The organism is Arthrospiribacter ruber (assembly GCF_019343195.1).
GTDB lineage: Bacteria > Bacteroidota > Bacteroidia > Cytophagales > Cyclobacteriaceae > Arthrospiribacter > Arthrospiribacter ruber.
Genome location: NZ_RPHB01000001.1, coordinates 694,874 through 716,441 on the forward strand (window position 1 = coordinate 694,874; position 21,568 = coordinate 716,441).

A 21,568-nucleotide genomic window follows, 5' to 3' on the forward strand; every position below is an offset into this window, starting at 1 on the left:
TTTGATTTAATTTTGAGAAAAAAAATTCATACTTTAACAATAGGATATATATGATATATAGTTACAGATTGGTTGCAGTGATGGTCTTTTTTATGTGGTCAGGTTTTACTTACGGTCAGCAAGATGTTGCCGGAAATGTAGTGGATTCAAATGGCTTAGCCCTAGAAGGAGCAACTATTATTGCTCGGAAGCAAAATCAGTTTGTTCTTTCTGATAAGGAAGGAAAATTTGTTATGAAGTCCCTTGATGGTTTTCCTTTGAAATTGGAGGTCAGTTATGTGGGATTCCAACCACAATCTTTCTTTTTGGATGCTCCCTCTTTGGACTTGAAAATTATTTTGGAAGAAGATAACATGTTGGGGGAAGTAATTGTCACTTCAAGAAGGAGGCAAGAAGAAATCCAACAGGTGCCTATTCCAGTTTCGGTAGTCAGTGGAGATTTATTGGAGGAAACACAGGCCTTTAATGTCAATAGATTAAAGGAGTTGGTACCTACCGTACAACTCTATTCTTCCAACCCAAGAAATACAACTTTAAACATCAGGGGATTAGGTTCCACCTTCGGACTGACCAATGATGGGATTGATCCGGGTGTAGGGTTTTATGTAGATGGTGTTTACTATGCCAGACCAGCTGTGACAGCACTTGACTTTATAGATGTAGATCAAATTGAAGTATTGCGCGGTCCACAAGGAACCCTATTTGGGAAAAACACTACAGCTGGGGCCTTTAACATTACCACACGAAGACCTAGATTTCAACCTGATGCTACTGTTGAATCAAGTTTTGGCAATTTTGGCTTTGTACAGACCCGAGGCTCGGTTACAGGTCCAATTTCTCAAAAGCTGGCAGCAAGATTGTCTTTTTCAGGAACCAAAAGAGACGGATTGCTCTATAACGTTACTACTCAGAAGCACACCAATGATTTAAATAACCTTGGCTTAAGGGGACAATTGCTCTATGTGCCATCCGAAAAGGTGGAGGTTTTAGTGGCAGGTGATTTTACCAGGCAAAGGCCGGATGGTTATGCCCAGGTAATAGCCGGTGTGGTAGAGACCAGAAGAGCACCATTCAGGCAATTCAGTCAAATCATCAGTGACCTCAATTATTCCCTACCAAGTACCAATCCTTTTGATCGAATCATCGACCATGATACGCCTTGGAGATCAGGAAATGATTTGGGTGGCGTATCGGTCAATGTGGAAGCAGATATCTTGGGTGGTACATTGACTTCGACCTCGGCTTGGAGGTATTGGAACTGGGATCCGTCCAATGACCGGGATTTTACAGGACTACAGGCTTTAAGCCTTTCTCAGGCACCTTCTAGACACGATCAATGGTCTCAAGAAGTGCGATACGCAGGTGAGATTTCAAATCACTTATCAGTTCTTGTCGGAGGTTTTGGCCTATGGCAAGATTTGAGTTCCACTCCTTTTCATACAGAGGAGTCAGGTATCCACCAATGGAGATTTGTTCAAAACAATCAAAGCCCCTTGTGGCAAACTCCGGGCTTATTGGAGGGATATGGCATTAGGACTACCAATAGCATGGTTTCCTTTAGTGGAGCCATTTTCGGACAGTTAGATTGGAAAATCAACGATCAATTTAACTTATTACAAGGATTCAGGTGGAATTATGATGAGAAGCAGGTATATTTTAATAGAAAGACGTATGGAGGTCTCCAAACTTCTGATCCTGATCTTTTAGCTTTACAAAGTTCTGTTTACAATGACCAAGAGTTTGAGGCATTTGTAGATGAATCCAATTTTTCGGGACAAATTACTTTAGCTTACAGGCCAAGCCGTAAGATCAATAGCTTTGCTACATTTTCATCCAGCTTCAAGCCAGTAGGAATCAATTTGGGAGGATTGCCAAGGGAAAATGGAAGAACCATGTTGGAACTGGCAAGGATAGAACCGGAATTTGTTCTTCATTATGAAGCGGGGGTAAAAACCAACCCTACCAATAGGTCCACATTGAACATGGTGATACACAATTCTGACATTACCAATTTCCAGGCTTTGGTGCAGACTCCGGATCTTTCGGTCAATCGGGGATATTTGGCAAATGCAGAGCAGGTAAGGGTAAGAGGAATGGAGTTGGATTGGACATACCGAAACAATAAGAACTTCAATACTTTTGGGTCCATAGCATTGACCGACGCGAAATACATAAAATTCACCAATGCTCCTGTGCCTTTGGAGGAGGTAGGAGGGGAAAGTTTTAAGGATATTTCCGGAGGAAGACTCCCGGGGGTGTCCAAGTGGGCGGGTTCTTTTGGAGGTGAATGGTCTACAGATGCCAAGTTATTTGGAATTGAAGGCAAGTTCTTTGTTGGATCAGAACTTTTCTTTAGATCTGAATTTTCGAGCAGCCCATCTCCATCCCAATATCTAAATATTGACGCTTATGCCTTATTGAATGCGAGAACAGGATTCAGGGCGCCAAAGGGTTTCTCATTCTTTTTATGGTCCAGAAACTTGACTGATACGGATTACTTTGAATTGCTCCTGCCAGGTGCGGGCAATGCCGGACATTATGCTGGCGTGCTTGGAGATCCAAGGACGTTTGGAATTACCATGAAATTTGTTTTGGAAAGTAATAATAAAAACTAGTTTACAGGTTGACCTGCCATCAAAGCTTTTTCTTAGCTTTAAAAAAATCAATATTTGGAATAAAAATCCATATCGATGAATACATATTTTGTATTTTGGACATTCTAAAATACAGATATGCTTTCCAAAAGAGCCAAATACGCCATCAAGACAATTCTTTTTCTATACGAAAACCAAAATCAAGTTCCGATTTCAGCCAAGGCTATTTCCCAAGCTGAAAATATTCCGTACAAATTTCTCGAAAATATCCTAAGAGACCTGAAGTCACATCAGATAGTCAAAAGCCTTCGTGGAGCTGAGGGAGGATATTCTTTAGGTAAAGATCCTGCCAATATTTCCGTGGCAGAACTCATGAGAGTGATTGATGGCCCTATAGCCTTAATTCCATGCGTATCGGAGAATTTTTACGAATCCTGCAACGAATGTAAAGATGAAGAAACATGTAGGATCAGGAAGATATTCGGGCAACTTAGAGATGAAATGTTAAAGGTGCTGAAAAGCTCCATTATAGATTTATCCAAACTATAGCTGCTCATGCCCCTTCCACATGGTCGGCCCATTCTCCGTCCAGTTTGAGATAGCTCTTCATGCAGTCAGCTGTCATACAGCTGTGGATGGGAAGTATGCCAATTAAGTCACCGACTTTGATGGTATTCAGCAGTTCATCTGAGGCCTTGACAATCCCGTGTTCCTGAGATATGCTTTTCAGAAATGAACGGGATGATGGAATGGTCCAACCCTGATCGTTTAACAGTACCACTTCTCCGAAATTTTTCTCTCCATTTGGTTCCATCAGTACATCTTTGGCCAAGTGAACCCCTCCACCGTGCACCAGGATTTCCTTACGTTCTTTTTTGATATCTACCACTGGTACTGCCAAAGCTACTGCTACGTCCTCTTTTTGACATGAGCCCAGCTGTACTTGCATCATGTCATAGAATACAAAATTACCGGGTCCAATCTGGTCTACATCTCCAAAATCCTCTACTACTGCACATCCAGGCGTATCACCTACCCGGGTTTTTAATTCAGGGTATTCTGTGCTGTATTTATTTTTAAGCATGCTCAGGGCAGCTATACTTTCCTTATAGATCTGCTGTTTGTCAGCTGTATAATAGGTGTGGCCTGGATGAAGATAAAATCCTTGAAATTTCAGATTATCAGTTTTCTTGGCAGTAAGTAAAATCGCTTCTATCAAACCAAAATCTGAAACCTCAACACCTGTTCTTCCATAGCCGGCATCTATTTCGATAAAAAAACCAACTTCATGTTCGAGGGTGTCGGCAAGCTTTTGAGTGACATTTTCATTGATCAGCTGTACGGAGATGCGCTGAGACTTGGCCAAGGTGTTGAGTTGGCTGCTTTCGAGCGGATTGAATGGAAAGGCGATATGTATGTTGTTCCAACCTTTGTTGCAGAAGTAAGCTGCCATTTTGATGGAAGAAACGGTAAGCTGACGTATTCCATATTCTTTGCACCAGTCACCGATCAGCTGTGATTGTGCTGTTTTGAAATGGGGAACCAGTTCTTTTCCTTGATTTTGGGCCTTTGCAGCCATGGATTCAATGTTTTTTCTGCATATCTGCTCGTTTAGCAAAAGGGTAGGGGAAGTGATTTTATCAAGGTAGGACATGTGTTGTGTGTTGAGGTTTTCCTTTTAATCCCGGAAAATAGGAAAGAATGCAAACAATTAAAATGTGTATTTTCTTAAAGGCTAACCTTACTTCATTATTCAATTTTCTATGTTCGAAATTCGAAATTCAAAAACGTCTAATATCAAAAATCTGCTCAACACACCATATTCTGCCCGACCCCGCCCGGATGACTCGGTCGGACGGGAATCGTCAATCTTCAATCTTCAATCGTAATTCCTAATCCCTCCCTAATCGGCAAGGGACAATTACTCATTCAATAAGGTTTTCAGGCAAGAGTGTAATAGGATTTCCGCGGCCCTGTTAGTGTCTTCACTAACAGCTCTCTCTTGCCCGTAAAAAATCGGTTAACGTTTTACCTTTAACCCTTAACTATTTTCACTGATAACTATTCACTTTTTTCTTCCCGCCAGGATGACCAGTCGGACAAAAATCGTCAATCGTCAATCTTCAATCGTAATTCCTAATCCCTCCCTAACCGGCAAGGGACAATTACTCATTCAATAAGGTTTTAAACTCGTTTGCTGTTTTTTTCTTTTAATGATTTAGTGACATTAGAAGATAATTTAATTGTACAACCAAATCTCAAAAAGATGAAATCTTTTAAAAATTGCTTAAGTTTTTTGCTTGTTTTCTTGGTATCATTCATGTTTCTATCTTGTCAAGATGAGGAAGAAAGCAGGCCTGACAGCCTTTCGGTTGTAGTCGCCAATGACTTCGAAACCTCTTTTGGTACAGAGGTGGATCTGGATGGCTCGATGACCTCGGATGCCACAGGTGCCCCAATCAGTTATAGCTGGGAACCGGTCAGTTTTCCAGGATCACAGTTTGCCCCAAGTGTACTGGATGAATCCAACAGTCCAATTGCAAAATTTACCCCTATGGAAGTGGGTGAATTTGTGTTTAGGCTTACTGCTACTACTGAATTTGAAAGTCAATCGGCTACCATCAGGGTTTTGGTGGATGCAGAGATTGTTGAACTAAGAGGAGTAATTAACGGAGAGAACCTTACTCTAGGTCGTACCACGCCAGAGGGAATGCCAGATTACAGGGTGATGAACGTGGTGTCCTTCCGTGAATCCCAAATCACCGTTTTGCCTGGAGTAGAGATAGAAATGACAGAAGGTTCAGGATTCAATGTCGAAGCCAACAGCTTTTTGAATATGGAAGGGACTGAAGAAGAACCGATCTTGGTATATGGGGCAGAAAATACGAAAGGCTTCTGGTCTTCGATCCGATGGGCTTCGGGAAGTTCCAACAATAAAATGATCCATGTCCATTTAAGTGACGGTGGAAGAAACAGAAATAATGACAGGGGTATGATCACTTTTGCAAATAATGGTAGCCTTCATATGGAAGATTGCAGACTTAGCAATTCGAGAAATGCAGCGTTGGAAATTGGAATCGTGACAAGTAGATCAGGTTTGGATATCACCCATCTTAACAATGATTATAAGGACAATGAGAGAGCTGTTTTTGCTACTGCTGCAAATTTCCATTTCTTAGATGGAGGCTCTGATTATTCCGGAAATGAATTGAATTACATAGATTCCCAGCTTAAGCAAGGAACTGTTCCATCTGGAGATCAAGCTTGGCAAAAATTAAATGTGCCTTATCAGGCGGGAAGTATAGCAGTAGATGGAGTTTTGGTTATAGAGGCAGGAGCAGAAATTCATATGAATAACAATAGCGACATTAGGGTTGCCAATGGAACGCTACGTGTAGAAGGTAGTGAGGATGATCCTGTGATAATCCGTGCCATTGACGAAGGAGCAAGAAAATGGAGGGGCATCTATATTACCTCCTCAGGAAACAACGCTATCAGTCACGCTGAACTCAGGGAGACTGGTTCTTCAGCTCTCACTTCAGGCGCATCCAGGGCCGCAGTATTTGTGAGAAATGGGAACCTATCCATTGACAACATATTATTTGCTGACGGTGATGGATATGCTTATGCCACTTGGGGTGCTGCTCCTTTAATTGAGGTAGGGGAAAACATCAGAGTTGAAAATATGGCTTTGGGTGAAACCAATATGGAGGATTAATAATATAGTTGTGTTCGGTTTTTGATCAAGGTTTAATACTTTAGACAATAAGCTCAGTTTAAATAGGTAAGTTCAAATAAGAGCTTCCTATCAGATATATAAAGGAGTTGGGAAATGCGGCTTTGTCACATTTTCCCAACTCTTTTTGGTTTTAGGCAATAAGGTGAAGTTTTAAACCGTCAACACCAACTCGGTATCTTATGATTATAGCTTCCTACTGAAATTTTCCCTGAAGATAAGACAGCGCCATAAGATATGCTTCTTTGGTAGCTTCCTCATCATGTCTGGGGTTAGAAGGGTTGGCAAATCCATGAACAGCATCGAAGATCTTATATTCCAAATCCTTTCCTGCTTCCTCCATGGCTGATGCGAACTCCTCGATTACTTCCTTGGAGATGTTTTGCTCTGTAGCAAAAAGCCCCAAGACATCAGAATTCAGTTTTTTTAGTCTTTCTACTTCTCTTACCGGCATGCCATAGTAAATGATTGAACCTATGTTTTGTTCTCCCAATAAAAGAGCGGATTTCAAGGACCATGCTCCCCCAAAGCACCATCCTACATTCGCAATTTTTGCATCAGATCCTGCAAAGTCCCTTCCTGCCATCACTATATTTTCCAACCTGCTTTCTTCAGTTGACCTCATAAATCCACCGGCCTCCTGGGGATTGGAGGTGACTTTTCCGTCATACATGTCCAGTGCCAGGACATTGACCCTGCCCGCAAGATCATTGTAGAAACGGTCCGATTCTTCTTTGATATTGTCATTGAGCCCCCACCATTCTTGATAGACAAAGAGCCATTGATCACTTGGCTCCTTAGCCCTGATCAGGTAGCCTTGAGCATCTTTTCCGTCTTTAGCCGGAAAACTGACCATTTCACCTAATCCTTCAAAATCAAAAGAGATAGGTGACGGATGAAATGCCACAAATTCCGGATCATCCAAAAATGCCATCATCTCTGAGGGCCCAGTATGGCAAATGGTAATATCATCACTTTTTTCAGCTTTTTCTGACCTGCTTAGCCACAAGGTCAATATGCCTGTAATTATCAGGCTCATGGAGATAAATAATTTGTGCATAGGATTGAAGATTAAAATACTGAATTAAAACAGAAAGTAGGCATAGGTGTTCAACGCCTATTGAAATATACCTTATTTATTTTTCTGGTGGAAGGGGATTTGGGTGTATTGAAGATTCTTACCAATCAAACTGAATTCTTTCCGATTGCAAGGAGAATTTTGTTTGGTAACTGTCATGGGTGTATTTTAGAAAACATAAATTTAATTCACATGAGAAAACTTTACTTCTTATGGGTACTTGTATGCTTTTTCTTATCAGCAAATGCAAAGGCCCAAAAAATCCCTACTCCCAAAGAGCATTTTGGATTTGATATAGGAGATGATTACCAATTGGCTACGTATACTGCCACGGATGATTACTTCCGAAAAGTTGCCGAAAGTTCTGAAAGGGTCAAATTTGTAGAAATAGGTCCTACTGCTGAGGGCAGAAAAATGCCTATGATGATCATTACATCTCCCGAAAATCATAAGAACCTAGACAAATACAAAGAAATTTCCCAAAAACTGGGGAGGGCAGAAGTTTCTCCCGAAGAGGCAAAGTCTTTGGCTGCCGAAGGAAAAGCAGTTGTATGGATAGATGGTGGTCTGCACTCTACCGAAACGGTAGCCTCTCATCAATTGATCCCTACTTTGTATGCACTTGCAAGCAGTGAAGATCCGGAAATCCTCAGATTTTTGGATGACCTTATTATCCTTATGGTGCAGACCAATCCGGACGGACAAGAGATTGTCACAGATTGGTACATGAGCCGGGAGGACGTGACCAAAAGAGACATGAGAACTCCTTACATGTATCATAAGTATGTGGGACATGACAATAACAGGGATTTTTTCATGAACAACATGGATGAATCAACCAACATTTCCCTTCAGCAATATGTAGAATGGTTGCCTCAGATCATTTTCAACCATCACCAGACTTCACCGGCAGGGACAGTGGTGGCCGGACCTCCTTACAGAGATCCCTTCAACCATGTTTTTGATCCTTTGATCATGACCAGTCTGGATGGGGTAGGAGCTGCCATGATCAATAGGTTGAACCTCGAAGGAAAGCCAGGCTATACAAGGCTTGGTGGTTCTGTTTTTTCCTCTTGGTGGAACGGCGGGCTAAGGACCACTCCTTATTTCCACAATATGATAGGTATCCTTACAGAGACTACTGGAGGACCTACACCTTCTGAGATTCCTTTGGTGCCGGAAAGGTTGATTCCTACACATGCTACCCCTTATCCCATAGAACCGCAAAAATGGCATTTCAAGCAATCCATAGATTATTCGGTTTCGATGAACTGGGCCGTTTTGGATTTTGCCAGTAGAAATTCCGATGCACTTTTGCTTAATATCTACCAAATGGGCAAAAACAGTATTGATCGGGGAAACAAAGATCATTGGACTAAGTACCCCAAAAGGTCTGCTGCTGTTCAAAGGGCTTTTGACGAGGCAAAGGAAAACAAAGGATCAGATGATCCCGAAATGGCATTTTATGGTTTTAGAAGTGGTTTACCAGTTGAATATTTCGAAAAGGTATTTGAAGATCCTGAACTCAGAGATCCAAGAGGCTTTATTGTATCTGCTGATCAGGCAGATTTTCAGACTGCCATAAGGTTTGCCAATGCCCTGATAAAATCAGGTATTCAAGTGCATAGAGCGTCTGAAAACTTTACGGTAAATGGAAAAAATTATCCTAAAGGTTCTTTGGTATTCAAATCAGCCCAGGCTTTCAGGCCTCATCTTTTGGATATGTTTGAGCCTCAGGACCACCCCAACGACTTTGAATTTCCGGGTGGCCCTCCAAAAAGGCCTTATGATGCTGCAGGTTGGACTTTAGCTTTCCAGATGGGGGTAGAGTTTGACAGGATATTGGATGATTTTGACGGACCATTCGAAGCTTTGCCTTACGGACAAGTGCTTGATTTCACCCCTGAAACTGTTCCTAGCGGATCAGGGGTATTGATAGATGTACGTGGCAACAACTCCTTTATTGCGGTGAATGAGTTACTGAAAGCCGGAGCGAGTGTGTCAAGAACCACATCCGAAACAGCCGGTTTTCCAGCAGGAAGCTTTTTCGTTTCAGGAAATAAATCGACCCTGGAAAAAGTTGCAAAAGACTTTGGTGTAAAGATGAAAGCTTCTTCAAAACCCTCATCAACAGTAAGCATTAAGCCGGCTCGAGTAGCTCTTTTTGATCATTATGGTGGATCTATGCCTTCAGGATGGGTGAGATGGATGCTGGAGCAATATAAGTTTCCATTCCAGGTGATTTATCCCAAAGATATAGATGCAGGAAACCTCAATGCGAAGTATGATGTGATATTATTTATTGGGCCTGGAGCACCAGGTACCGTAAGGAGCTGGGGTGGAATGCCTAAAGAAGAAGATATTCCTCAAGAGTACCATAAATTGCTTGGCAGCTTAACCAAAGAAAAATCAGTTCCAGCGCTTAAAATGTTTATGGAAGCCGGTGGCAATGTAGTCGCTGTTGGAGCGAGTACATCCCTTGCATTTGATTTGGGGCTTCCGGTAAGCAATGCCTTGGTAGAAAAAATGCCAGATGGTAGAGAAAGGCCACTTGGAGGAGATAAATATTATATTCCGGGCAGTATCCTTAAAGCCACTTTAGCGGCAGAGCATTCAGCAAATTGGGGTATGGGAGAAAGCGCAAACATGGTCTTTAACAATTCTCCTGTTTTTAACCTGGCCCCTGATGCCATGATGAACGGAGTAAAGCCTTTGGCTTGGTTTGGTACAGAATCACCTTTGGTGTCCGGTTGGGCTTGGGGTGAGTCTTATCTCAGAAATGGAGTTGTCGCCTTTGAAGCACCAATAGGGAAAGGTAAATTATATGCCTTTGGACCTGAAATTACATTCAGGGCTCAGGCCCACAACACTTTTAAGTTGTTGTTCAATCAGTTATATAAATAAGTTTGGTTTAATTCTACAGTAAATGGGGCGGTTTTTTACCGCCCTTTTTCTTTTAGAAAAATTCCACGAATTGTGATCAAAAACGAATCTAATTCCTTAATAATGATTATTTTAAAATCTTAAATTAACCAATTTGCTATGATAAAGAGATTCAAGGATTACCAAGCTTTTGGATACTTGTTGCTTTTGACCTTATTGTGGTCTTGTGGGCCACAGGTTGAAATTGAAGTAGAGGACAATATTGAGGCATCTACACATCCACTTTGGGAATATGTTTTGGCGGATGATCCCGATTTCAGCTATGAACTTGTCCATACTTCTGATGAAGGGGAATATGATTTTGCGGTAGTGAAAATGGTGTCCCAAAATTGGTTGAGCCCGGATATAGTAGATAAGACTGAATGGTGGCATTGGGTTTCCATGGTGATCCCAAAAGATACGCCACATACTACTGGAATGATGTGGATAGGTGGTGGCAGTCAAAACACCAAAATGCCTGAAAAACCGGATCAGTTGATTCTGGAAGCGGCAATGAAAACCAACTCCGTAGTGGCGACAGTGCATAATGTTCCCTTTCAGCCTTTGGTCTTTGCCAACGATACTTTTGGAGAAAGGTACGAAGATGCTATCATTGCTTACGGATGGAGAAAATTTTTGGAAGGTGGGGCAAAGGATGAAGATGCCATTTGGCTTGCCAGATTGCCCATGACCAGAGCTGTTAAGCTTGCCATGGATGTAGTCACTGGTGTGGCCTCTTCTGAATATGATAAGGATGTTGAAAATTATATGGTTGCAGGTGCTTCAAAAAGAGGCTGGACAACTTGGACCATTGCTGCGGTAGATGATAGGGTAGTGGCTATGGCACCTGTAGTAATTGACTTACTAAATGTGGAGGAATCATTTAAACATCATTGGAAAAATTACGGCTATTGGGCACCAGCTGTGGGCGATTATGTCCGTGAAGAAATTATGGAATGGCAGGGAAGCGAGGAATACAAAAGACTCAACGAGATTGTGGAACCGTATTCTTTTTTGGAGGAGTATAAAGATATTCCCAAGCTTATTATCAATGCCGCGGGAGATGAGTTTTTTCAGCCTGATAGCTGGAAATTTTACTGGGACGACCTCAAAGGTGAAAAGCATATTCAATATGTGCCCAACCATGGCCATGACTTATCAAAGTCCGATGCTTTACCTAACCTGATATCTTTTTATGCTTCCATTCTCCATGAAACTCCAAGACCCAAATACGACTGGAAAATAGAGGGAGATAAGATAATTGTCAATACTGATCCTAACCAAAAGCCTGCCTCAATTAAGCTTTGGCAGGCAACTAATCCCAATGAAAGGAATTTTATGATCGACAGGTTTGGCCCTAAATGGACTTCTTCGGAAATTATCCTGAATGAAAGTGGGAAATATGAGGTGGAAATGATAGCACCTGAAAATGGCTATACAGCTTTTTTTGTAGAAATCACTTACCCTGGGGAAGCACCGGTGAAAGTTACTACCGGTGTGGATGTATTGCCAAGGTCTTATCCCTTTGAAGATTACGTTTCGGAAAGTCCTAGGGGAAGCAGGTAAAAAAAATGCCTCTCCTGAGAGTAGGGAGAGGCATTTAAGTATTAAAAAATCAATCAGCAAAACCGAATATTTATTCGATCATGGCAAAAAACTTATCCAAATCCGGTATAATAACAATTCTGGTTCTTCTGTTTTTGGCCATGTTTTCAGGGCTGTCATTGTCTACTACCGGAATATAGCTGGATCTTCCCGCAGCAATCAATTTTTCAGGTGCTACGTCATATTTGTTTTGAAGCATCCTCACAATGGATGTTGCTCTTTTGACACTCAGGTCCCAGTTGTCCTGAAGTACACCTGTATTGATGCTTCTTGGGTCTGTGTGTCCTTCTATCATTACTTCTACAGATGGCTCTGCGTTGATGAGTTCTGCAAGTCTTCCAAGAAGACCATCCGCATTTTGGTTGACCCTGTAGCTTCCGGTATTAAAAAGCAACCTATCAGAAACCGTAATCATTACCACAGTTTTGTCAATGTCAATCTGAATGTCGTCTTCCTGCTCCAAAGAGCCATCTGAGATCGACTTTTTGAGATTGTGAGAAACAGCCAGGTTTACAGAGTCTTCCATGGTTCTTGCATTGGCAAGTTTTTCAGGGTCTACGTTAGCCAAAGTTGCCTTAAGTTTTTCCCTTGTGTTGTTGGACATTGGAGCCTTACCTGAAAGGTCAAACTTAGAATCGTTCTCATCTTTTAGGGAATTAATTCTGGCATTGTATTCAGCTACCCTAGCCTCAATTCTCCCTACCTTGTCCTCAAGGATTTTTTTCTCAGCTTCTACTGCTTCTTTTTCACTCCTTGTCTCAGCCAAAGTAGCCTCCGTTTTAAACAAATCATTTTGCAGCTCAGTGTATTTCTTTTTAGAAACACAGGATACAGTCAAAGTGGCTGCTGCGATAGAAAATAAGAGTATTTTTTTCATAAGTTGGTTAATTTTTGAAACCGCTAGGCCAAAAATGAAGCCACTGGAAATCTGAATGTGTGTTTGTTCCTAAAAATGGGAGCCTTTCCGATAATTTAGTTGTATTTTACCTAAAAAATTACACCCAAAATGAAGAAGCCAACCCCATTTTTACCCTTTTTCCTTCTCCTATTCATAATAGCCTGTCAATCAAAGCATGAGAATAAGGATATGGAAAATATCTCTTTCGATATCCATGTCAAAAAGGTACAAATGGGTGAAAATGAAGCGATGACTTATGTATTGAAAAACAGCAAAGGAATGGAGGTAGAGCTCACAGATTTTGGAGCAACGCTGACCAAAATTTCCGTGCCAGATGCAGAAGGGAATATTGGGAACGTTATGCTGACTTATAATGCTGTAGAAGATTTTTATGAGGACAGGTATTTTTTTGGGGCTTTGGCGGGTAGATATGCCAATAGGATTGCCAAGGGCAGATTTAAGCTTGGCGGGAAAGAATATCAATTGACAACCAATAATGGAGAAAACCATCTTCATGGAGGTGCGAAGGGATTTAACAGGCAATTTTGGAGCAGTGAAGTGATCGATGGATTGGAAAATGAGATCGGGGTTAGAATGCGGTACGTAAGTGAGGATGGGGAAGAGGGATATCCAGGTAATCTGGTAACAACCGTAGATTTTATTCTGGAAAAAGACAACAGGTTAAGAATCTCTATGAAAGCCGAAACGGATCAGAGTACTATAGTCAACCTGACTCATCATGGTTATTTTAACCTAAGTAATATGACTGAGGATGTTTTGGATCACGAAGTCAAGATGTTTGCAGAACACTATACACCAGTAGGTGAGGGCTTGATTCCAACTGGAGAGATCAAATCCGTAAAAGGCACTCCATATGACTTTACCGACTACAAAAAGATAGGAAAAGATATAGCTGATACAGGAGCAGGTTACGACCAAAATTTTGTGGTTTCAAAAACTCATGATAGTCAGCTTCGTAAGATGGCGGAAGTATTTCATAAAGGCACAGGCAGGTTGATGACAGTATACTCCAATAAACCCGGTGTGCAATTTTACACTGGGAATTTTCTGGATGGTAAGCAAACTACAGATGGGGTGACCTACACCAAGCACTTTGGATTTTGCCTGGAACCTCAGTTTTTTCCAAATTCTCCCAATGTCCCCGACTTTCCTTCTCCAAGACTTGATCCCGGAGATATCTACAGTCATGAAATTATCTATGAATTTGATATCCTGAAAAATAGGTCTTAAAATATTTTTCATCAAGCCTGATTTTTGAAAGAATTTGGCATTCCTTTCGCTATGGCGATTTCATATTTAAACCAACACATGAAAATACAACCAACACAAAAGCAAATGACCTCAGGAAGGTCATTTCTTGCAATGAAGTCGACAAAAAGTTTATGGGTAGTCTTGACGCTTTTTTCAGCACTGCAATTTTCCTGCACTGATTCTGATCTGGATACCGTTGTGGAAATCCAGGAAGAGTTTTCAGATATCACTAGTATAGAAGTGGATGCTGAATTTCTTGATGTAAGTTATGTAGGTACTTCCGGACAATCGCAAGTAAGCCTAAGCGCTAATGTAAGGTCCAATTCCAAAAGGAGAAATGAAGTAAAATACTTGGTGGAAGGAAATAAACTGAAAATTGAGGTGAATTCAAAAGGAGGAATCAGAAGCCTAAAGTCAGAAGGCAGCATCATTCTTACCGGGCCAAGAAACATTAGCCTTGATCTGGAGTCAGGCTCAGGGACTATTGAGGTGAGCAATGTGACAGGGCAGAAGACCGACCTGGAAGCGGGATCAGGTAAAATCATCGCAAAAAATATCAACTCCTCTGAAATCGAGCTGGAAGTGGCTTCAGGAAGTATCCTTGCGGAAGATTTGACGGGGAAGGTTTCTGTAGAAGTGGCTTCTGGAAAAATGGAAATCAATAGGGTTGATGGTAATGTAACTGCGCAGGGAGCGAGCGGTCAAATGAAAATTACGGCCGTAAACGGAACAGTGAAAGCGGGTATTTCTTCAGGAAACATAGAAATGTCTGAAATCAGATCTTTGGGAAGAGTAGAATTATCCTCCGGGAAATTGTTTGCTACTTCTACGGGCCTGAGTGCAGAAACATCTTTAAAAGCTTCCTCAGGTACTATGTACATTCAGACTCCAAGCAATCTTTCTCTATTCAACTTCAATATTACTACAGGAAGTGGGTCTGCAAGGGTAGGGGAAAGTGTTTCCTCAGGAACCCTCAATATCAATAATGGTTCTTCTTTCACCATTAGAGGTGAAGTGAATTCCGGAAAAATTGAAATTGTAAATTAAGATTTAATGTCGCTTAGTTTAGGGTAACTTTTCCAAAGTTCAGATTTGTAAACAATGTTCGTTTTTACTTTTAACCCAACTTTGGAAAAGTTTAAATTCAACTTGTAGTCTTATCTAAACGACATTGAATTAAGATTTCAATCAAAAATAAAAGGTGTATTGGAAGCCTCATTTGGCAACCTTTACACCTTTTTTTAATCTTTACATGAATAGATGTTTGCTAGGATATTGTCCATTGAAAGCAATGGGTTTTTGAAATTTAAATCTTTTCGATTTTTACAGCCGTGCCTGCAGCAGTGACCATGAGCATCCCGTCACGAATGGTTTCATAATCTAAGTCTATGCCCACTACGGCATTTGCGCCGAAGCTCCTGGCCTGCATTTCCATTTCAGCCATAGCTGTGGCTTTGGCTTCTCTCAAAACCCTTTCATAAGCACCGGCTCTGCCTCCGACAATGTCGGTAATGCTGGCAAAAAAGTCCTTAAATACATTGGCGCCTATTATGGTTTCTCCGGAAACCACTCCGAGATAAGAGGTGATTTTGTAGCCTTCCAGTTGTGGTGTGGTTGATACGATCATGGTTGTGATTTATAATGTTGGAAACTTCAAGGTATTTTCTACACTGGTGATATTGGGATTATCTTTACCGATTACCCTTTTTGTTCTTAGGTAGCGGTTCAGTTCATATTCATCGTAGTCCGGGCTTTCAGGGTCAAAACTGCTGATCCTTACCAACCCCCGTGAATGTATAAAAGAATTGTTACCAATCCACATCCCTACATGGATAATCCTTTCTTTCCTGTCAGCAGTGGCTTTTTCACCAAAGAACAATAGGTCACCAACCTCCAGCTTGGACCAGTCTTGATTGTCGTCCACCAGATCACCTTCATGAATCTGCTGCGAGGCATCTCGTGGAATCACTTGGCCATTGAGAAAAAATACCGTTTTGGTAAATCCACTGCAATCTATTCCTTTGATGGAAGTACCACCCCAAAGGTATGGGCTGCCCATCATTGATTTAGCAGTATTGATCAGGTTGTCCGCATTCAAATCCCTGCTGTTTTTCCAATCTTCAAAATCCATTGCTTGGGTACTCGGAATCCAGCCTTCCCTGCCATCGGGAGTCATTACTCGGTACATGCCTTTACTTTCTTCCAACACTTCAAGGATATTACCCGCCACTAAATCGCTGATCCAGGATTGTTTTTCCTGTGCTGCGAATACAAAACCATTCAGTTCCGTAAAAATGATTTTTTTGCTTTGCTGCCAATCTGCAAAAGCAGTTTTGTTCTTAATGGCTATTCCTGCTGCATCTACCCAGCTGATGTAGCCATCAGGTGTCTGGATGAGATACCAGCCTCCCTCTTTTTTCAGAACCTTGACAGGAGTACCCATCAATGCCTGAGTAGCCAGTTCTGCTGAATGCTTCGGAGCACTTCTGATATTTGCTACCGAAATCGTGACTACAGCTTGGGTTTCTTCACCAAGATCAGATTCAGGAAGCATTTTGACAGAAATCTTTCCAGAGTATTTTATTTCATTCAAACTATTTTTCAGTTCCTCCAATGCCTCCGGCTGATCGGTCTCTCCGGTAATCTGATTCCCTTCTGCCTGAATATCCCAGATAGCAACTCTTTTATCTGGAGCGTAAGCCTCTTTTATTTCCTGAATGATGGAAGATACCTCATCTTCTGTTTTGTTTTCAGTACAGGCACCGAGGAACAAAAGGAAAAAGCAAATTGCCGAAAATGAATAAAATAAACTTGAATACTGATAGTGCTTCTTTTTACTTCTAATCATATGAACAGTCTTTGAATAATGGGTTTATCTTTATATTGTAACATCCATTTATTACAAAGTAAGGCTTGTTTTGGTAAAAGTCCTAGGCGAAAATCAAAGCAAATAAAAAATGCTCTATTGAAAAATCACTTTGATTGAAAAGGCAGAAGAGATAAAAAAACCACAGCTCTTAGAACTGTGGTTTTATGCTTATCATCAATTTTTTTCCAAGCCTGGTGACCTTTCCAAAAATTCCTGATACAGCTTGATGTGTCTATTACTCATCGGGACCCTGTATCCATCAATGAAGACATGTCGGATTTGGGTTTTGGTTTCAAAGGGATCACCTGTAGATACCAACAAGGTAGCATCTTTTCCTTCTTCTATGCTGCCCATACGGTCAGCTACTCCAAATACTTCTGCAGCGTAGATCGTAACAGCTTTCAGTGCTTCTTCTTTTCCCATGCCATAAGCTGCCGCAAACCCTGCATTGAAAGGGAGATTTCGGGTGTTTTCCGCATCATTGGATCTGATGACTACTTTTACACCTGCTTTGGCCATTTTTCCCGGATTGGTGTAAGCAGCATCAAACCTGTCAGACTGTCTTGTAGGAATGGAAAGCATAGGTCCTACAATCACGGGAAATTCAGCAGCAGCAATTTTTTCAGCTACTCTCCAACCTTCTGCCACACCAGTGAGGATGGCTTTTACATTTTTGGATTTTATCCATTCTATGGCATTTTCTATATCGGAAGCAGCATTGACTTCTACCAGAAGGGGTAATTCTCCAGCTATAACTTTTGCCAGCTGATCCATTTCAGGATAAAACTGAAGCTCGGCTCCATCTGATTTCAGCTTTTGGTAATTTTCTGCCCTTCCCCAGATTTCATTTAGGGTCTTTTGGGCGGTTTCCGCTTCCTTTTTGATGTCCTCATCACTTCTCCTGTCCCAGGTACTTCTTCTTGCAGAAGATGGGAAATTGAGCACCACACCTTTAAAGCCAGCATACATCTGATCGGGAGTATAGCCGTTGAGGTTGATTAGGGCTGCTGTACCGGGGAAAAGCCCTCCTGAAGGAACAGCCAAGGTGGTAGTCACACCTGATACACGGGTCACAGGTATGGCTATCGAGTTTGGATTGACCGCTACCAATGCCTGCATGTTGGGAGTGACCTGTCCGATTTCTGCAAAATCCTGGGTTTCTGGAAGTGAATTTACCTCCACAAGGCCCAGCCTGCTACCTCCATCAAACATGCCTGGATAAATATAGTGTCCACTGCAATCAATTACTTCTGCATCTCCTGCGGGTACATTGGTCCCCACCGATGTAATTTTGCCATTTTCTATCAAAACACTGCCATTTTCTATTGTTCCGTTGGTTACGGTGACAATGGTTGCATTCTGTAATAAAAATCTGCCGTTTCTTGGCTTTATGAATTCCCCATCAAACTGTGCCTCAACCGAAACGGAGAGCATCAGGGTTGTCAGGAGTAGAGCCAGATTATATATTTTTTTCATTTTTTACCTTCTTTTTCAGTGATTAATGGGAATGGTCAAACAAGTTTCTTCCAAAATTGGTGAAGAAAAAGTCAACGCCATGCATGCACCTGTGGTCATGTTCCTTCAGGAAAATGGGCTCCACGGTTTCGGCCGCACTTACTTTTAATCTCATATCGTCATTGTCTTCGTTGATGTCAAAATACTTGACTCCATCTACAAAGGTCATCTGAGGAATGGCATAAACTGAAAGTGGGTGTTCATTAAATATGACCAAGTCAGCCTGCTTGCCTTCCTCTATTGAACCTACTTTGTCTGCGATCCCCAACTGCTTGGCAGGGTTGATTGTAATCAAAGCCAAAGTCTGATCATCATCCAGTTCGCCGTAGCGTTGTGCTTTGCCAGCTTCATGATAAAGGTGACGGATCAATTCTCCAGAGTCAGAGTTAATTGATGTGATTACACCATTTTCAGTTAGGATAGCGGCATTATAAGCAGTGGAGTAATATACTTCGAATTTGTAAGCCCACCAGTCTGCAAAAACCGAAGCTCCCATGGTGTATTCTGCAAGTTCAGGGGCTACTTTGAAGCCTTCATTTACGTGTGAAAAAACAATGTTGGTAATTCCGAAATCCCTGCAGGTATTGATCAGGGCGTAGATTTCATCTGCTCTATAAGAGTGGCAGTGTATGATTACCTTACCATCCAGGATATCAGCGAGTGTTTGAAGCCGTGTGTCGTACTTTGGAGGAATAGGTGTGGCACCTTTTACTTTTTTGGCGTCTTCATATTCTTTCCAGGCTTTTTTATATTGGATGGCTTCATTGAAACCGTTTCTGATGACTGCTTCCACGCCCATCCTGCTCCTAGGCTGAATGCCATTTCCTCGTCCATGTACCCGAGTTGGATTTTCCCCTAGAGCAAATTTTATAGTTCTTGGAGCTTCTTTCATGTACAGGTCTTCTGGATTACCAGAACCGTATCGATGTTTTAACGTGATGTTTTCTCCGCCAATGGCATTTGCAGATCCATGCATGGCGTGGGAAATGGTCACCCCTCCGGCCAGAGCCCTGTAGAGTCCAATATCATAGGGATTTACCACGTCAGCCATTTTTACTTCTGAAGTAATCGGAGCAGTAGCTTCATTGACTGCATCCAAGGCTACATGTGAATGGGCGTCAATGATCCCCGGCATGACAAATTTGCCATTAGCATCTATGGTAGGGATATTTCCGGCACTCAGACCGGTCCCAATTCTTTTGATGATTCCGTTTTCCACCAATATGTCGGTGTTCTCCAAAGTGCCATTGGTCACAGTAAGTACCGTGGCATTTTTTATCAATACTGAACCTTTTTCCTGTGCTTCTGCCATAAAGCAAAGCAAAGTCAAAAGTCCTGTGAAGAATATTGTTGTCTTTTTCATAAGCTTATTCAAGTTTATCTTTGCTTGGGAGTTTTAGTGGCATTGAGCGGGAAGCTACCAAAGTCTGCCAAACTCATGTTTCCTGAAAATTCATCTCCCTGAATGTCTCCACTCACGGTTACATCTAAGGACATTCCACCAGCGGAAACACCAAAAGAAAAGGTCATGTAGTTTCCTGAAATATTAATGTCTTTCATTTCGGAGCTTGCCTTTCCTCCTCCAGCTGGGTTGTCATAGGTAATGGTGCCCTTATAGCCATCTCCTTCCTTTTTAATATCCATGGTACCACCAGAGCTGCCTGCGGGAGTATCGGATACATATTCCCAAGATCCTTCAATTTCCACAGACGCTTCTTCATTTCCATTGCTTTTCTTTTTGCTGACATCATAATCGAAGATGTACCCATCTGCCACCACGTGCTTGATCTGGGCGCTTTCGCTGAAAATCGGATCAGTCATAATCACCATATTGGCCAGTTTTCCTTTTTCCAATGTACCGGCAAATTTTTGGATACCTAAAATATTGGCGGCATTGGTGGTCAATGCTGCCAAGGCTGTTTTTTCACTTAGGCCATTTTCCACCATGATTTTAAGATTTTTATGAAGGTCTGCACTTCGGGCCCCCATACTCCCAAAGGCAAAAGGAATGTTGGCTTCTTCCAATAATGCCGCCTGCTTTAGAGCAAGCTCATAAGCCTCTATGACTCTTTTGGTCCTGTTCTGGATTTCCTCTGATTTGTCTTCTACTTTGGATTTGGTGACTTTGTCATCAGGAAGCTTGAAGCTGAGCAATACTTTAGCATTGGCTGCTTTGATGTCTTCAATGACTGCATCTACTTCATTTACACCTGCAAGGACGATATTGAAACCATTTTCTTTTTGTAATTTCAGAGCTCTTCTTATCTCCAAATCATTCGATACTTCAAAAAGTACAGGGATATTTTTGTCCAGCACAGCATAAAATGCTTCGTAGGTTTTGTTGATCTCAGGACGTTGCAGTCCTGCAGTAGAAGCAAACAACCTTCCGTGCTCGGCCGAATAAGAGGCATTTTTATATAAATCGCGGAATTTGGCCATCACTCCCAGCTGTGTGCCAGGGTACATTCCGCGGCCCATTCCTCTGAATTTGGCCATCAAAGCAGTGTTTTGGGCAATGACATTGGTGGAGGAAGCACTTCCCAAAACGACCACAGCAGCCTTTCCAGGCAGCATTCCGCCTTCCGGTACTACTTGAGCTATGGTAAATCCGACTTTTCTCCAATCGGCGACCTGTGAGTTTTTACCGTCATAATAATCCAAAACAGTCCTCCATGGAGTGATTCCTGCAACTTCATCAGGAGGATTTGAGGGGTTGAAGTCCGATGGGCGGTCTACTTCGGCAGGCTTGCTTACTCCGGCCGTAGAAGCTCCGTCAATAAACCCTGGATAGATATACAAGGAGTCGGCATTGATTACCTGAGCTTCCTTAGGAATAGGAACATTGCTACCTACAGCCTGGATAAGTCCATCTTTAATAAGAATGGTAGCATTTGTGACTGTTGTTCCCGGTGAGGTGGTAATCGTTGCGTTTTTGATGGCGTATGTACCGGTCACCCTTCTTTCTCCGGTAGGATCACTTTGAGCAATCGTGGTAGAAAAATGAAGTGAAACCAATAAAACAGTAACACCCAACTGCATCCTGAACTTTGACAATAAATTCATACTTAGCGGTGGTTTT

General features: G+C 41.8%; 15 protein-coding genes. 7 read left to right on the plus strand and 8 right to left on the minus strand.

The annotated features are described in order from the left end of the window. The first annotated feature begins 50 nt into the window (after window positions 1-50). Both EGN73_RS02685 and EGN73_RS02690 read left to right on the plus strand, forming a co-directional pair. The gene (locus EGN73_RS02685; protein ID WP_219286842.1) at window positions 51-2,615 is read left to right on the plus strand and encodes a TonB-dependent receptor; all 2,565 of its coding nucleotides are present in this window, start codon (window positions 51-53) and stop codon (window positions 2,613-2,615) included. A 117-nt stretch (window positions 2,616-2,732) separates the two neighbouring features. Beyond that, the gene (locus tag EGN73_RS02690; protein WP_219286844.1) at window positions 2,733-3,143 is read left to right on the plus strand and encodes an RrF2 family transcriptional regulator; all 411 of its coding nucleotides are present in this window, start codon (window positions 2,733-2,735) and stop codon (window positions 3,141-3,143) included. A 4-nt stretch (window positions 3,144-3,147) separates the two neighbouring features. Here EGN73_RS02690 and EGN73_RS02695 read toward each other — a convergent pair whose 3' ends face one another. After that, window positions 3,148-4,248 (minus strand): alanine racemase, encoded by a 1,101-nt coding sequence (locus EGN73_RS02695; protein ID WP_219286845.1) that lies wholly within the window; start codon window positions 4,246-4,248, stop codon window positions 3,148-3,150. Window positions 4,249-4,860: 612 nt separating this feature from the next. Between EGN73_RS02695 and EGN73_RS02700 the strand changes: the two genes are divergently transcribed. Beyond that, window positions 4,861-6,312 (plus strand): PKD domain-containing protein, encoded by a 1,452-nt coding sequence (locus tag EGN73_RS02700; RefSeq protein WP_219286847.1) that lies wholly within the window; start codon window positions 4,861-4,863, stop codon window positions 6,310-6,312. 214 nt (window positions 6,313-6,526) lie between these two features. Here the strand turns inward: EGN73_RS02700 and EGN73_RS02705 are convergent, their stop codons facing one another. Beyond that, window positions 6,527-7,390 (minus strand): dienelactone hydrolase family protein, encoded by an 864-nt coding sequence (locus EGN73_RS02705; RefSeq protein ID WP_219286849.1) that lies wholly within the window; start codon window positions 7,388-7,390, stop codon window positions 6,527-6,529. 210 nt (window positions 7,391-7,600) lie between these two features. Here EGN73_RS02705 and EGN73_RS02710 point away from each other — a divergent pair, with 210 nt between their 5' ends. Both EGN73_RS02710 and EGN73_RS02715 read left to right on the plus strand, forming a co-directional pair. After that, window positions 7,601-10,312, plus strand: coding sequence for a M14 family metallopeptidase (locus tag EGN73_RS02710; protein WP_219286851.1), 2,712 nt, complete (start codon window positions 7,601-7,603; stop codon window positions 10,310-10,312). A gap of 138 nt (window positions 10,313-10,450) precedes the next feature. Further along, entirely contained in the window at window positions 10,451-11,896 is a 1,446-nt protein-coding gene (locus EGN73_RS02715; RefSeq protein ID WP_219286853.1) for a PhoPQ-activated pathogenicity-related family protein, read from the plus strand. 70 nt (window positions 11,897-11,966) lie between these two features. On the opposite strand, the gene EGN73_RS02720 is transcribed toward EGN73_RS02715, so the two are convergent. After that, on the minus strand, window positions 11,967-12,812 hold the full coding sequence (locus tag EGN73_RS02720) for an OmpA/MotB family protein (RefSeq protein WP_219286855.1): 846 nt from the start codon (window positions 12,810-12,812) through the stop codon (window positions 11,967-11,969). Window positions 12,813-12,941: 129 nt separating this feature from the next. Here EGN73_RS02720 and EGN73_RS02725 point away from each other — a divergent pair, with 129 nt between their 5' ends. Continuing rightward, entirely contained in the window at window positions 12,942-14,084 is a 1,143-nt protein-coding gene (locus EGN73_RS02725) for an aldose epimerase family protein (protein WP_219286857.1), read from the plus strand. Between the two features lie 78 nt (window positions 14,085-14,162). Next, a complete protein-coding gene (locus EGN73_RS02730; protein ID WP_219286858.1) occupies window positions 14,163-15,152 on the plus strand; it encodes a DUF4097 family beta strand repeat-containing protein in 990 nt (329 codons plus the stop codon). Between the two features lie 259 nt (window positions 15,153-15,411). Here the strand turns inward: EGN73_RS02730 and EGN73_RS02735 are convergent, their stop codons facing one another. The 5 genes from EGN73_RS02735 to EGN73_RS02755 all read right to left on the minus strand — a co-directional run bounded on the left by EGN73_RS02735 (window position 15,412) and on the right by EGN73_RS02755 (window position 21,552). After that, window positions 15,412-15,732, minus strand: a complete 321-nt coding sequence (locus EGN73_RS02735) for a YbjQ family protein (protein ID WP_219286859.1) — start codon at window positions 15,730-15,732, stop codon at window positions 15,412-15,414. A 9-nt stretch (window positions 15,733-15,741) separates the two neighbouring features. Beyond that, window positions 15,742-16,953 carry a C40 family peptidase gene (locus EGN73_RS02740; RefSeq protein ID WP_219286860.1) on the minus strand — a complete coding sequence of 404 codons (1,212 nt, stop codon included), beginning with the start codon at window positions 16,951-16,953 and terminating at the stop codon, window positions 15,742-15,744. 195 nt (window positions 16,954-17,148) lie between these two features. Continuing rightward, window positions 17,149-18,450 (minus strand): amidohydrolase family protein, encoded by a 1,302-nt coding sequence (locus tag EGN73_RS02745; RefSeq protein WP_219286861.1) that lies wholly within the window; start codon window positions 18,448-18,450, stop codon window positions 17,149-17,151. 22 nt (window positions 18,451-18,472) lie between these two features. Then, window positions 18,473-19,801, minus strand: a complete 1,329-nt coding sequence (locus EGN73_RS02750) for an amidohydrolase family protein (RefSeq protein WP_246611449.1) — start codon at window positions 19,799-19,801, stop codon at window positions 18,473-18,475. Window positions 19,802-19,866: 65 nt separating this feature from the next. After that, window positions 19,867-21,552, minus strand: coding sequence for an amidohydrolase family protein (locus tag EGN73_RS02755; protein WP_219286863.1), 1,686 nt, complete (start codon window positions 21,550-21,552; stop codon window positions 19,867-19,869). Window positions 21,553-21,568: the final 16 nt, after the last annotated feature.